The sequence below is a fragment of the Microbacterium invictum genome (genome assembly GCF_014197265.1).
Classification (GTDB): Bacteria; Actinomycetota; Actinomycetes; order Actinomycetales; family Microbacteriaceae; genus Microbacterium; species Microbacterium invictum.
In genome coordinates, this window is record NZ_JACIFH010000001.1 from 2,128,311 (window position 1) to 2,141,189 (window position 12,879).

At 70.9% G+C, this 12,879-nt stretch carries 12 protein-coding genes; 7 read left to right on the forward strand and 5 right to left on the reverse strand.

Annotation, left to right across the window (positions count from 1 at the left end):
- Positions 1 to 78 precede the first annotated feature (78 nt).
- Positions 79 to 1,539, reverse strand: coding sequence for an FtsX-like permease family protein (locus BKA10_RS09930; RefSeq protein WP_241740239.1), 1,461 nt, complete (start codon positions 1,537 to 1,539; stop codon positions 79 to 81).
- Positions 1,536 to 2,297 (reverse strand): ABC transporter ATP-binding protein, encoded by a 762-nt coding sequence (locus BKA10_RS09935; protein WP_183499746.1) that lies wholly within the window; start codon positions 2,295 to 2,297, stop codon positions 1,536 to 1,538. Before BKA10_RS09935 ends, BKA10_RS09930 begins: the two co-directional genes overlap by 4 nt.
- Positions 2,298 to 2,431: 134 nt before the next feature.
- On the opposite strand from BKA10_RS09935, the gene BKA10_RS09940 reads away from it, so the two are divergent.
- The gene (locus tag BKA10_RS09940; protein WP_183499747.1) at positions 2,432 to 3,121 is read left to right on the forward strand and encodes a hemerythrin domain-containing protein; all 690 of its coding nucleotides are present in this window, start codon (positions 2,432 to 2,434) and stop codon (positions 3,119 to 3,121) included.
- A 5-nt stretch (positions 3,122 to 3,126) separates the two neighbouring features.
- Here BKA10_RS09940 and BKA10_RS09945 read toward each other — a convergent pair whose 3' ends face one another.
- From BKA10_RS09945 to BKA10_RS09955, 3 genes are all read right to left on the reverse strand, one after another.
- Positions 3,127 to 3,768: a response regulator gene (locus BKA10_RS09945; RefSeq protein ID WP_183499748.1), complete on the reverse strand. Its 642-nt coding sequence runs from the start codon at positions 3,766 to 3,768 to the stop codon at positions 3,127 to 3,129.
- On the reverse strand, positions 3,765 to 5,054 hold the full coding sequence (locus BKA10_RS09950; RefSeq protein ID WP_183499749.1) for a histidine kinase: 1,290 nt from the start codon (positions 5,052 to 5,054) through the stop codon (positions 3,765 to 3,767). Before BKA10_RS09950 ends, BKA10_RS09945 begins: the two co-directional genes overlap by 4 nt.
- 290 nt (positions 5,055 to 5,344) lie before the next feature.
- Positions 5,345 to 6,670 (reverse strand): aminotransferase class I/II-fold pyridoxal phosphate-dependent enzyme, encoded by a 1,326-nt coding sequence (locus tag BKA10_RS09955; protein ID WP_183499750.1) that lies wholly within the window; start codon positions 6,668 to 6,670, stop codon positions 5,345 to 5,347.
- Positions 6,671 to 6,846: 176 nt separating this feature from the next.
- On the opposite strand from BKA10_RS09955, the gene BKA10_RS09960 reads away from it, so the two are divergent.
- The 6 genes from BKA10_RS09960 to BKA10_RS09985 are packed head-to-tail and all read left to right on the forward strand — an operon-like array spanning position 6,847 to position 12,832.
- A complete protein-coding gene (locus BKA10_RS09960) occupies positions 6,847 to 7,695 on the forward strand; it encodes a nitrilase-related carbon-nitrogen hydrolase (RefSeq protein WP_183499751.1) in 849 nt (282 codons plus the stop codon).
- Between the two features lie 12 nt (positions 7,696 to 7,707).
- Positions 7,708 to 9,144, forward strand: coding sequence for a dihydropyrimidinase (hydA, locus tag BKA10_RS09965; RefSeq protein ID WP_183499752.1), 1,437 nt, complete (start codon positions 7,708 to 7,710; stop codon positions 9,142 to 9,144).
- Between the two features lie 58 nt (positions 9,145 to 9,202).
- Entirely contained in the window at positions 9,203 to 10,240 is a 1,038-nt protein-coding gene (locus BKA10_RS09970) for a TIGR03842 family LLM class F420-dependent oxidoreductase (RefSeq protein ID WP_183499753.1), read from the forward strand.
- Complete coding sequence (locus BKA10_RS09975; protein WP_183499754.1) at positions 10,240 to 11,190, forward strand: ABC transporter permease; 951 nt, start codon at positions 10,240 to 10,242, stop codon at positions 11,188 to 11,190. The genes BKA10_RS09970 and BKA10_RS09975 overlap by 1 nt, the downstream gene beginning before the upstream one ends.
- A complete protein-coding gene (locus BKA10_RS09980) occupies positions 11,187 to 12,020 on the forward strand; it encodes an ABC transporter ATP-binding protein (RefSeq protein WP_183499755.1) in 834 nt (277 codons plus the stop codon). The genes BKA10_RS09975 and BKA10_RS09980 overlap by 4 nt, the downstream gene beginning before the upstream one ends.
- Entirely contained in the window at positions 12,020 to 12,832 is an 813-nt protein-coding gene (locus BKA10_RS09985; protein ID WP_183499756.1) for an ABC transporter permease, read from the forward strand. The genes BKA10_RS09980 and BKA10_RS09985 overlap by 1 nt, the downstream gene beginning before the upstream one ends.
- Positions 12,833 to 12,879: the final 47 nt, after the last annotated feature.

Consider the following 12,879-nt stretch of genomic DNA (forward strand, 5'->3'; position numbering starts at 1 on the left):
CGCACTCCCCTGGCCCGAGTCGCGGCCCGGCGACACCGGCATCCACAAGTCGCGACAGGCGAAGGTGCCGCACGCGCATCACTCGGCGAGAGCCTCGACCGGCGCCACGCGGGTGGCCAGGCGCGTGGGCACCACGGCGGCCACGACGGTCAGCACGGCGGTCGCGGCGACGACGACGAGCACCGGCAGCCACGGCACGGCCGGGGCGATGAACGTCGGACTCTGCCACAGCGGCGGCATCGGCACCGCACCGAGCAGCGACTGCGCGGCGATCCAGCCGTAGGCGATGCCGAGCAGCAGCCCGAACACCAGCGCCGTGATCGTCACGTGCACCGCCTCGAGCAGCACCATCCGGCGCACCTGCTCCGAGCTCAGCCCGAGCGCGCGCAGCAGCCCGAGCTCGCGGCGACGCTGCACGACGCCGATCGTCAGCAGATTCACGAGCCCGACGGCCGCGATGACGGCACTGACGGCCACGAGCGCCATCATGACCCCCGAGAACATGTCCATCATCTGGTTGAACGCCTCGTCGGGCTCTCCCCCGCTGGATGCCGTGATCAGCGCCTTGGCCGACTCGGCCGCCACCGCGAACATGGTCACCAGCGCCACGCCCATCACAACGCCGATGGCCATGCGGCTGGACCGCTCGGGATAGCGCAGCGCATTCTCGGCGGCGAGACGAGCGGGGGCCGACCGGCCGAACAGGCGCCCGGTGGCACGCAGCAGCGGCGGCATGACGACCACGGCACCCAGCGTGAGTGCGGTGAACGAGAACAGTCCGCCGAAGAACGCGACGATCACCCCGAGCGGGCTGACCAGCCCGATCAGCACACCGCCGACCAGCAGCACGATGCCGATCGCGCCGAGCACGAGTGACCCCGCGTTGCGGCCCCGCCGGCGCGCGACGTCGCCGTGGGTCTGCTCGACCGACCCGCCCAGGGCCTGCAGCGGCGTCACGGACAGCACCCGTCGCGACCCCGCCCATGCGGCCGCCCACGTCGTCAGTGCCACCGCGACCGCCGGCAGCACCAGTGCGGGGTGGAGCAGCACGAAGTCGCCGTCACTGCCGGTCAGCCTGTCGAGCAGCGGCACCGCGACGGCGACGGCGGCCGTGCCGAGCACGAGCCCGGCCACCGCGCCCAGCGCCCCCACGATCAGCCCCTGCCGCGCGATCTCGCCGCGCTGCGAGCGCGCCGACGCGCCGATGAGACGGAACAGCGCGATGCGCCGCGTGCGGCCGGCCACGATCGTGGCGAAGGTGTTCGCCGTGACGATCGCGGCGACGTAGACCGCGACGGCGAGCAGCAGCACGCCGAGCATCGCGACCACGAGCGCGAGGGTCTCCGACGCACCGTAGCCCGGCGTCGCCAGCAGAGCCGCGCCGATGTAGTTGGTCGCCGAGACGAGGAACACGCCGAAAGCGGTGGAGATACCGGCGACGAGCATCGTCGCACCCATTCCGCGTTCGCGGAGCCAGTCGAAGCGGGCGAGGGATGCCGGCCTGACCACGGCAGGCTCAGCGAGCGTCGCGGCGGTCATGCCGGCACCTCCGCGGCGAGCATGTGCGCGGAGATCTGCTCGGCCGTCTGCTGCGGTTTGTCGGCCACGATGCGGCCGTCGCCGAGGTAGACCACACGGTCGGCGTAGGCCGCGGCGACCGGGTCGTGGGTGACCATCGCGATCGACTGGCCGTGATCGCGACCGGCGGCGGCCAGCAGGGCGAGCACCTCGCGGCCCGAGCGGGAGTCGAGGTTTCCGGTCGGCTCGTCCGCGAACACCAGGTCGGGCGCGGTGGCGAGCGCCCGCGCGATCGCGACGCGCTGCTGCTGACCGCCCGACAGCTGGTGCGGCCGGTGACGCAGGCGCGGCCCGAGCCCCAGCGTCTCGACGAGGCCGTCGATCCGCGACCGCTCCAGGGCGGTGGGCGTGCGCCCGTCGAGATCGAAGGGCAGCAGGATGTTGCCGATGGCATCCAGGGTCGGAACGAGGTTGAACGACTGGAACACGAACCCGACGCGGCGGCGCCGCAGGATGGTGAGGTCGAGGTCGCTGAGCCCGGTGATGTCGGTGTCGCCGATCCACGCGCGCCCGCCGGTCGGCGCGTCGAGACCGGCCATGATGTGCATGAGCGTCGACTTGCCCGACCCGGACGGCCCCATGATCGCGGTGAACTCGCCGCGGCGGATGCCGACGGTCACGCCGTCGAGCGCCGGCACGGCCGATTCGCCGGTGCCGTAGGTCTTGGTGAGGTTCTGGACGCGAGCCGCGAGGCCCAGGTCGGTGGAGGAGATCTGCATGTCTCCGACGCTACGGATCCGGATGCCGGCGTCGCGTCGGCCTGCGGTCTGCTGCGCGTACATCTCGAGGATGATCTTCCCCTCGGCGGCGCGGGGGTCTATCGTCTGCTCAGAACCTTTTGGGGGGAGTTCTCATGGCCGCAACCGCGCTGCCGCCCAGCGGCGACCAGCCTGCCGCACCGAAGACCTGCGACGCGAGCGGGATGGCGCGGATCCATCGCCTGTACAAGGCCGGGTTCGGCGAAGCGCCGGGCCTCGTGGCCGGCGTCCGCGACGGCGACGCCGCGCACGCCGCGGCCGTCGCCACGCAGCTGAACATGCTGTCGGTCGCACTGCACGCGCACCACGAGGGCGAGGACGAGCGACTGTGGGATCCGCTGGCCGAGCGCGCGCCGGGCTGCGCCGCCCACGTCGAGCGCATGAAGGCGCATCACGCCGAGATGCTTGTGCACGTGACGGCGCTCGATGCCGCTCTGCCCGCGTGGCGGGCGTCGGCATCGACGGCGGATGCCGGGGCGGTGCTGGCCGCGCTCGACGGCGTGAATGCCGCACTGGCGGTGCACCTGCCCGACGAAGAGGCGAACATCGTGCCGGTGATGGAGACCGTGCTGACTGAGGACGAGGTGGAGTGGTTCTCGGAGCATGGGCGCAAGGCCACCCCGAAGGGCCAGATGTGGAACATGCTGGGAGCGATCCTGGCATCGCAGCCCGACGGCGGCGGCGAATTCCTGCGCACGAGCGTGCCCGCGCCCGCGCGCGTGCTGTGGAGGTGGGTGGGCCGCCGCAGATACGCGCAGACCCGCGTCGCCCTCGAAGGACGCTGAACCCGTCAGGCCAGACCGTGGGTGAAGGCGAAGACCACCAGCTGCACGCGGTCGCGCAGACCGAGCTTGGCCAGGATGCGGCTGATGTGCGTCTTGACGGTCGCCTCGGACAGGAATTCGCGCTGTGCGATCTCGGCGTTGGACAGCCCGCGCGCCGCGAGCGCGAAGATCTCCCGCTCACGCTCGGTGAGGTCGCGATACGAGTCCGGCACCGCCGCGACCGGCTCGGCGAACTGCGCGAACAGCTCGCGCGTCGCTGACGCGGCGATCACCGCCGACCCGGAATGCACGGTGCGGATCGCGGCGAGCAGGAACTCGGGGTCGGCGTCCTTCAGCAGGAACCCGCTCGCCCCCTGCCGGATCGCCCGCGCGGCGGCCTCGTCGAGGTCGAACGTCGTGAGCATCACGATCCGCGGCGGGTCGGGGTCGGCCAGCAGCTCGGCGGTCGCGGCCAGGCCGTCCATCACCGGCATCCGGATGTCCATCAGCACGACATCGGGCCGGGTCTGCCGGACGACGGCGAGGGCCTCTGCGCCGTCGCCGGCCTCGCCCACGACCTCGAGGTCGGGCTGCGAGTCGACGACCATGCGGATGCCGGCGCGGAACAGCGACTGGTCGTCGACCAGCACGACGCGAATCGGGGTCACGGGCGGCTCTCCCCGGCGTCGGGCAGCGCGGCGTCGAGCGCGGTGGATGCCGGGGCGGCGGCCGCGGCGGCACCGGCCGAACCGGGCGCCGCGGCGCCGCTCGGAATGACGACGCGCACCGTGAACCGGCCGCCGTCGGCACCGGCATCCATCGACCCTCCGACCAGCTGCGCGCGTTCGCGCATGCCGATCAGGCCATGACCCGAGCCGCCCGCGACGGCCGGATCGGCGACGAGGTTGTGCACGGTCAGCTCCACCCGATCAGGATGCCACGCCAGCGTGACGTCGACCGGGCCGCCGGTGCCGTGGCGCAGCGCATTGGTGAGTGCCTCCTGCAGGATCCGGTAGACGGCCAGCTGCACGGCGGCCGGCGGTTCGACCGGCGACGCCGGATCGACGTCGACGCGCAGATCCACGCCGGCGGCGCGCACCTGCGCGTACAGCTCCTCGAGGTCGGCGAGGGTCGGCTGCGGCCCCTCGGCCTGGCTGTGCCGCAGCTGGGTAAGCAGCATCCGCACGTCTGACAGGGCCGAGCGCGCGGTCGATGAGATCGTCGCCAGCGCCGCGGTGGCCGCTTCGGGGTCGGCCGCGGCCGCATAGCGCGCGCCGTCGGCCTGCGCGATGACGACCGCGAGCGAGTGCGCGACGACGTCGTGCATGTCGCGGGCGATGCGGGTGCGCTCCTGCTCGGTGGCGGTCTCGGCCTCGGCGCGCTCCTGCGCCGCACGGTTCTCGCGCGCCCGGACGGCGGTGCGCACCAGGGCGCCGATGGTCCACGACAGCAGCAGACCGAGCGTCGCGGCGGTGAACAGCATGATGGCGGCGAACGCGTAGGTCGTCACCTGCCCGAACCCGCCGTCGACCGCGATGGAGGGCGCCAGCAGGTAGACGGTGATGAACGCAGCACCGATCAGCGACGACGCGAACCCGGACCAGTACAGCCGGCGGCCGCCATACGCGGCAGTCACGTAGAGGATGCCGAAGATCGCGAAGTTCGCCGGCAGCGGCGGCAGCCCGCCGGCCATCTGCACGATCGCGGCCACCCACGCGACCCCGAGCGCGATCGGCGGCGACAGCCGGCGCACCGCGAGCGCGGCCGAGAACACGGCCGTCAGTGCCAGCGCGACGTACAGCGCGGTGCGTGAATTCAGGATGTAGCTGCCCCACACCCCGGACCCCACCGGCAGCAGCGTGAACGCGGCAGCGACGGCGAACAGCAGCACGCCGATGACCACGTCGGCGACGAGCTGGTACCGCTTCAGCGGGCGGATGAGCGAGGCGGGCACGCTGTCACGCTACGCGAGGGGTGGATGCCGCGGCATCCACCCGCAGATGTATCCCCCGAGTGCGCAACCCCCGGCGTCCAGCCACCGCCGGGCCGGCGCCCCCACTGTCAGCCCGCCGCCGGGCGAGCACCCCGGCTGTCAGCCCGCCGCCGGGCGAGCACCCCGGCTGTCAGCCCGCCGCCGGGCGAAGGCAGTTCGGCGGAGGAAGGCCGGATGCCGGGGTGAACAGCCTTCCTCGGCCGAATCGCCTTCCTTCGGCGACGCCGGGCGGCCATGACGCGCCGGAGGTGTCACCGCCGGACGGCCCGGGAGGCGGCCGCCAGCTCGCGAGCGACGTCGACCGCGTCGGCGGCCACGACCCCCGAGGTCACCCGCACGTGCGGCGTGTCGTCGTGAACCACGAACGGCGCACCCCCGGCCACGGCGATCCCGGCTGCCGCAAGGTGCACGATGGCCGCGCGGTCGTCGGCGACCGGGAGCCACAGGTTGATACCGTCCGGGTGCGGCATCGAGACCCCCTCGCGCCGCAGCGCTGTGACGAGGGCCTCTTCGCGGTCGCGGTACGCGAGGCGTGCGGCGCGCACCGCTGCGACCGCGCCCGGGTCGGTGAGCATGTCGAGCAGCACGGTCTGGATCAGGCGCGAGGTCCAGCCCGGGCCGAGCATGCGGCGGGCGACGATGCGCTCGACCAGACGCGCCGGACCGCCGAGCGCGGCGATGCGCAGGTCGGGACCGTGGGACTTCGAGAAGCTGCGCACGTGCACCACTTGGCCCGGCAGCCAGCGGCCGAGCGTCACATCGGGGGCCATCGAGATGAGGCCCGAGTGGTCGTCCTCGATCACGACGACCCGATGGCCGTCGCGGGACGCGCGTACGACGGCGGCGAGCAGCCGGGCGCGCTCTTCCGACATGGACGCGCCCGTGGGATTCTGTGCCCGCGGCTGGAGGATGACGGCGGTCGGCCGCTGGGTGAGCGCGTGTGCGAGCGATGCCGGCTCGACCCCCTCGTCGTCGAGCGAGAGCGGGACGGCTTCGGCACCGAGCGCATCGAGCAGATCGAGGAAGTACGGGAAGCCCGGTGATTCGACGGCGACGCGGTCACCGAGGCGCACCACCTGGCCGAGCGTGCGCGAGATGCCGTCGACGGCGCCGTTGACGACGGTGATGGCCTCTGCGTGCGCGGGCCAGGCGCGCTCGAGCAGCGCCGCGAGCTCGGGCAGCACCGGCAGATCGTGGTACCGGCCGGTGTCCGCCCGCAGCGTCACGTGCGAGAACGCGTCGGCGAGGGAAGGCAGCAGGGCCGGGTCGGGGGTGCCCAACGACAGGTCGAGCCGCCAATCGCCGTCGGCGGACGAGAGGCCCTTCACCCGCCGGGTGAGCCACTCCCGCGGCATGCCCCGCACGAAGGTTCCGGCGCGTCCCCGGGACTGGATCATCCCCGACCGCGCCAGTGCCTGCCAGGCGGCACTCACCGTCGCCGGGCTCACCAGCAGTTCCGCCGCGAGGTCGCGCACCGTGGGCAGCCGGTCGCCGGGCGCGAGCTCGCCCGCGGTGATCAGACGCGCGATGACACTCGCGATGCCCTGGGGCGAGCGGTCGGGAAAATCGACTCCCATGCCCACGTGAGACCTCCGACCCTCTTCCCCCAGGACCGCTGAGCATTTACGCTCACGTCACAGGACGAAACCGAAGAGAAATGTTCAACCCGAAAGATAACAGAACGAGGTCGGACCGCCGACCCACTCGATAGTCGCCGGCGGCGCACGACCCCGTTTCCGATCAGGAGGCGAAGATGACAACGGTGCGCGCAGCGATCACGCAGACCACGTGGACGGGCGACAAGGCTTCGATGCTCGACAAGCACGAAGGATTCGCGAGGGATGCCGCGGCGCAGGGCGCGCAGGTGCTCTCCTTCCAGGAGCTGTTCTACGGCCCCTACTTCGGCATCACCCAGGACAAGAAGTACTATCGCTACGCGGAGCCGGTCGACGGGCCGATCGTCCAGCGCTTCGCGGCCCTCGCGAAGGAGCTCGGCACCGTCATGGTGCTGCCGATCTACGAAGAGCAGCAGACCGGCGTCTACTACAACACCTCGGTGCTCGTCGATGCCGACGGCTCGGTACTCGGGATCTACCGCAAGAACCACCTGCCGCATCTCGACAAGTTCTGGGAGAAGTTCTACTTCCGCCCCGGCAACCTCGGCTACCCGGTCTTCGACACCGCCGTCGGCAAGATCGGCATGTACATCTGCTACGACCGGCACTTCCCCGAAGGATGGCGCGAACTCGGCCTGAACGGCGCCCACATGGTCTTCAACCCGAACGCCACCAAGCCCGGCCTGTCGAACCGGCTGTGGGAGGTCGAGGGCCCTGCGGCCGCCGTCGCGAACGGCTACTTCGTCCTGCAGCCCAACCGCGTCGGCCGCGAAGACAACGAGTACGGCGACGAGGCGGTGACCTTCTACGGCACCAGCCAGGTGATCGACCCGCGAGGCAACCACGTCGGGGCGCTGGGCAGCAGCGAGCACGAGGAGCTGCTGGTGCGCGACCTCGACCTCGACCTCGTGCAGCAGATGCGCGACGACTGGCAGTTCTACCGTGACCGTCGCCCCGACTCCTACGGCGACATCGTCGCGCCCTGAACGGAGGATGACATGACCACGACACTCATCACCGGCGGCACCGTCGTCTCGGCCACGGGGCGCACGCCCGCAGATGTGCTGATCGACGGCGAGAGAATCGTCGCCGTCCTCACGCCCGGCTCACAGCTACTCGGAACCGACCTCGCGGCATCCGTCGACACCGTCGTCGACGCCACCGGCAAGTACGTCATCCCCGGCGGAATCGACGCCCACACGCACATGCAGCTGCCGTTCGGCGGCACCAACGCGAGCGACACGTTCGAGACCGGCACCCGGGCGGCCGCCTGGGGTGGCACCACGACGATCGTCGACTTCGCGGTGCAGCGCTACGGCGAGCGCGTCGAAGACGGCCTGGCCCGCTGGCACGACCTGGCCGCCGGACAGTGCGCCGTCGACTACGGATTCCACCAGATCGTCGGCGGCGTGGACGAGCACTCGCTGAAGACCCTGCCCACCCTCGTCGATGAGGGCATCACGAGCTTCAAACTGTTCATGGCCTACCCGGGCGTCTTCTACTCCGACGACGCGCAGGTGCTGAAGGCGATGCAGGTCTCCGCCGACACCGGCATGCTGACGATGATGCACGCCGAGAACGGGCCGGTCATCGACGTGCTCGCCGAGCAGCTCGTGGCCCAGTGCAAGACCGACCCGTACTACCACGGCATCGCCCGGGTGTGGCAGGCCGAAGAAGAGGCCACCCACCGCGCGATCATGCTCAGCGACATCACCGGCGCCCCGCTGTACGTGGTGCACGTGAGCGCCAAGCAGGCCGTCGAGCAGCTGGCCTGGGCGCGCGACAAGGGCAAGAACGTGTTCGGCGAGACGTGTCCGCAGTATCTCTACCTATCGCTCGAGGAGCAGCTGGGCGCGTCGAGCGACGAGTGGGGCCGGTTCGAGGGCGCCAAGTGGGTGTGCTCGACGCCGCTGCGCTCACGCGCCGAAGGCCACCAGGATCACATGTGGCGGGCGCTGCGCACCAACGACCTGCAGATGGTCTCGACCGACCACTGCCCGTTCTGCATGAAGGACCAGAAGGAGCTGGGCCGCGGCGACTTCCGTGCCATCCCCAACGGGATCGGCTCGATCGAGCACCGCTTGGACCTCATGTACCAGGGGGTGGTCACCGGCGAGATCTCGCTCGAACGCTGGGTCGAGCTGACCAGCACCACCCCGGCGCGCATGTTCGGCATGTACGGCCGCAAGGGTGTGATCCAGCCAGGGGCGGATGCCGACGTCGTCGTCTACGACCCGAACGGCCACACATCGATCGGGATCGACAAGACCCACCACATGAACATGGACCACTCCGCCTGGGAGGGCTTCGAAATCGACGGCCACGTCGACACGGTGCTCTCGCGCGGCAAGGTCATCGTCGACGACGGCCGGTATCTGGGCGCGAAGGGCGACGGCCGGTTCGTCAAGCGCGGCCTGAGCCAGTACCTCCTGTGATGGGGGTCTCGCTGCCCCCGTTGCGCGGGCCACTGGACCACCGAGAGGAGAGGTGACCATGGATTTCGGTGTCGTTCTGCAGACCAACCCGCCGGCGGCGCGCACGGTGCAACTCGCCAAGCTCGCCGAGGCGCACGGGTTCAGTCACGTCTGGACCTTCGACTCGCACCTGCTGTGGCAGGAGCCGTACGTCATCCACTCGGCGATCCTCGCCGAGACCAACCGGGTCATGGTGGGGCCGTTCGTCACGAACCCCGCCACGCGGGACTGGACGGTCACGGCATCGGTCTTCGCCACCCTCAACGAGATGTACGGCAACCGCACCGTCTGCGGCATCGGCCGCGGCGACTCGGCGGTTCGCGTGACCAACGGCAAGCCGGTGACGATGGCCGAGCTGCGCGCCTCGATCCACGTCATCCGGGAACTCGCGAACTCCCGCCCGGTCGAGCACCACGGTGCGACGCTGCAGTTCCCGTGGAGCCGCGGGTCGAAGCTGGACATGTGGGTAGCCGCCTACGGCCCGATGGCGCTGAAGCTGACCGGCGAGGTCGGCGACGGGTTCATCCTGCAGCTGGCCGACCTCGACATCGCGGAGTGGATGATCGCCACGGTGAAAGAGGCCGCCGCGGCGGCCGGGCGCGACCCCGACTCTCTCGCATTCTGCGTCGCGGCCCCGATGTACATCGGCACCGACGTGGCGCACATGCGCGACCAGTGCCGCTGGTTCGGCGGCATGGTCGGCAACCACGTCGCCGACATCGTGACCAAGTACGGCCATCGTGCCGGGTTGGCCGGCGCGGGCGCGGTGCCCGAAGCGCTCACCGACTACATCGCCGGCCGCACCGGGTACGACTACAACACCCACGGCAAGGCCGACAACGACCACGTCGACTTCGTGCCCGACGAGATCGTCGACCGGTTCTGCATCCTCGGCACCGCCGACCAGCACATCGCCAAGCTCGAACGGCTGCGCGAGATCGGCGTCACCCAGTTCGCCGGCTATCTCCAGCACGACAACAAGGAAGAGACGATGCGGGTATACGGCGAGACCGTCATCCCGGCCCTCCAGACCCATATCGCGGCCAAGACGGACTGATGACCGCCCCCGTCGCCGCTCCCCCCGCCGCCGCGCCGATGGCGGAGGCGCTCGTGCCGCCGCGGCGCCGGCGCTCCGGCGCCCGGCGCTGGGCAGCTTTCCCGTGGGGCCTGGCCGGTGTCATGGCGGTGGCCGCGCTGTGGGAGCTCTACAAGTGGCTCGCCCCCGCGGACGGCGTGCTGATCGGCGACACGCGCATCCTGCCGCGCACGACCGATCTGGCCATGCCCCACATCGGCGACATGCTCACGCGGCTGCTCGAACCGGTCACCGCGGCGCCCCACGCCAACCCGCTCTGGCTCGACGTCACCCTCGCGGCGCTGCTCACGCTGGGCATCGCCGCGGTCGGATGGCTCGTGGGCGTGGTCGTGGGGATCGGTCTCGCGCTGGTCATGCAGCACTGGCGGATCGCAGAGTGGGGCCTTCTTCCCTGGATCGTGCTCAGCCAGACGGTTCCGCTCATCGCATTCGCCCCCATCGTGAAGAGCTGGGGCTCGCGTGTGGAGATCGGCGCCTTCGAGTGGGAGGACTGGATGAGCGTCGCGCTCATCGCGAGCTATCTCGCCTTCTTCCCGATCGCCATCGGTGCGCTGCGCGGCCTGCAGTCCCCCGACCGCATCCATCTCGAACTCATGCACACCTATGCCGCCGGCTCGCTGGCGACGCTGACCAAGCTGCGCTTTCCCGCGGCCGTGCCGTACCTGATCCCCGCCCTGCGCCTCGGCGCCGCGAACGCCGTCGTCGGAGCGGTCGTCGCCGAGGTTTCGACGGGCCTGCAGGGCGGGATCGGCCGCATCCTCATCCAGTACGCCGGACAGGCGTCGGGCGACCCGGCCAAGGCCTGGGGGCCGATCTTCGGCGCGATCGCGCTCGGCCTGGTCGCCGCCGGTTCGGTCGCCCTGCTGGGCGTGATCCTCAAGAACTACCGTCGAGTGGAGGATGGCTCATGATGAGTCCGGCATCGGTCGTCCCCGTCCCGGCCGCAGTGGCCGTCGAAGTGACAGGGGTCGACAAGACGTTCGACACCCGGTCGGGGCAGGTGCACGCGCTGACCGGCATCGAGTTGACCGTGGCGGCCGGAGAGTTCGTCTCGCTGATCGGTCCGTCCGGGTGCGGCAAGTCCACGCTCATGCGCCTGATCGCCGATCTCGACCAGCCCACGACCGGGTCGATCAGCGTGTTCGGCAAACCGACGCCGCAGGCCCGCAAAGACCAGGACTACGGCATCGCGTTCCAGTCCGCCGGGCTGCTGCCGTGGCGCACCGTCGCGGCGAACGTCGCGATTCCGCTCGAGCTGCACGGCTGGGCAGCGGCCGCCCGGCGCGACCGCGTGGCCGAACTGCTCGACATGGTCGGCCTGAGCGACTTCGCCGACCGGTATCCGGATCAGCTTTCCGGTGGCATGCAGCAGCGAGTCGCTATCGCGCGGTCGCTCGCCGAACGACCGAGCCTGCTGCTGATGGATGAGCCGTTCGGCGCCCTCGACGAGATGACGCGGGAGCGCATGCAGACCGAACTCGCGCGGATCCGCGCCGAGACCGGCGCTGCGGTCGTCTTCGTGACCCACTCCATCCCCGAAGCCGTCTACCTCTCCGACCGGGTCGTCGTCATGTCGCCGCGGCCGGGACGCATCCAGGACATCGTGCCGATGCGTCTGGAGCGGACCGCCGAGCCCGCCGAAGACCTGCGCGAGGACGCCTCGTTCTTCGCGATGGTGACGGCGGTGCGCGAAGCACTGCACCAGGGGACGCCGACCGCACGCGGAGTGGAGACCCGCTGATGACCGGCGCCGCCGCGACCGCGCCGCGCCGCACCCGGCTGCCCGGCGAGACGCGCGACGCGTGGCTGCGCATCATCGCGCCGATCGCGGTCGGCGTCATCGTCCTGGGCGGCTGGCAGTTCCTGGTCAGCGTGGTCGGGGTCAGCGACTACCTGCTGCCGAGCCCCGCCGCGATCGCCGAGCAGTTCGTGGAGTTCGGCCCCGCGATCTGGAATGCCACCGTCATCACCGGCACGAACGCGCTACTGGGATTGATCGTGGGATCAATCCTGGGAATCGTGCTGGCAGCCCTCGCGTCGCGCTGGCGCGTGCTCGACATGATGAGCGCGCCCATCGTGGCGAGCCTGGCCGTCATCCCGATCGTGGCGCTGGCCCCCGTGCTCAACTCGATGTTCGGGGCGGACAGCCAATTCGGCCGGCAGGCCATCGCCGCACTCGCCTCGTTCGTGCCGGTCTTCCTCAACACGCTGCGCGGCTTCCGGCAGGTGATCCCGGTGCACCGCGACCTCATGACGTCGTACGCGGCATCCGGAACCCAGATCCTGCGCACCGTGACCCTGCCCACCGCCGTCCCGTTCGTGTTCACCGGCATCCGCATCGCCTCGTCGCTCGCCGTCATCTCGGCGCTCGTGGCCGAGTACTTCGGGGGCCCGCGCGGCGGCCTGGGCGGCATGATCTCGACGTCGGCGGCCACGAGCGCCTACGCGCGGGCCTGGGCGTACGTGTTCGCCGGCATCCTGCTCGGACTGCTCTTCTACGTGGTGACTCTGCTGCTCGAACGACTGGCGACTCGAAGACGAGGCGCGGCGTGAGAGCCGAGGCGTCCTCGCGCCCGCCCGGGGCGACGAGGCCGATCTGC

Bases quoted from the DNA above. Each gene is read 5' to 3' on its own strand.
- BKA10_RS09930 (WP_241740239.1), bottom strand. From the start codon at position 1,539: ATGACCGCCGCGACGCTCGCTGAGCCTGCCGTGGTCAGGCCGGCATCC.
- BKA10_RS09935 (WP_183499746.1), bottom strand. From the start codon at position 2,297: ATGCAGATCTCCTCCACCGACCTGGGCCTCGCGGCTCGCGTCCAGAAC.
- BKA10_RS09940 (WP_183499747.1), top strand. From the start codon at position 2,432: ATGGCCGCAACCGCGCTGCCGCCCAGCGGCGACCAGCCTGCCGCACCG.
- BKA10_RS09955 (WP_183499750.1), bottom strand. From the start codon at position 6,670: ATGGGAGTCGATTTTCCCGACCGCTCGCCCCAGGGCATCGCGAGTGTC.
- BKA10_RS09960 (WP_183499751.1), top strand. From the start codon at position 6,847: ATGACAACGGTGCGCGCAGCGATCACGCAGACCACGTGGACGGGCGAC.
- hydA (WP_183499752.1), top strand. From the start codon at position 7,708: ATGACCACGACACTCATCACCGGCGGCACCGTCGTCTCGGCCACGGGG.
- BKA10_RS09970 (WP_183499753.1), top strand. From the start codon at position 9,203: ATGGATTTCGGTGTCGTTCTGCAGACCAACCCGCCGGCGGCGCGCACG.
- BKA10_RS09975 (WP_183499754.1), top strand. From the start codon at position 10,240: ATGACCGCCCCCGTCGCCGCTCCCCCCGCCGCCGCGCCGATGGCGGAG.
- BKA10_RS09980 (WP_183499755.1), top strand. From the start codon at position 11,187: ATGATGAGTCCGGCATCGGTCGTCCCCGTCCCGGCCGCAGTGGCCGTC.
- BKA10_RS09985 (WP_183499756.1), top strand. From the start codon at position 12,020: ATGACCGGCGCCGCCGCGACCGCGCCGCGCCGCACCCGGCTGCCCGGC.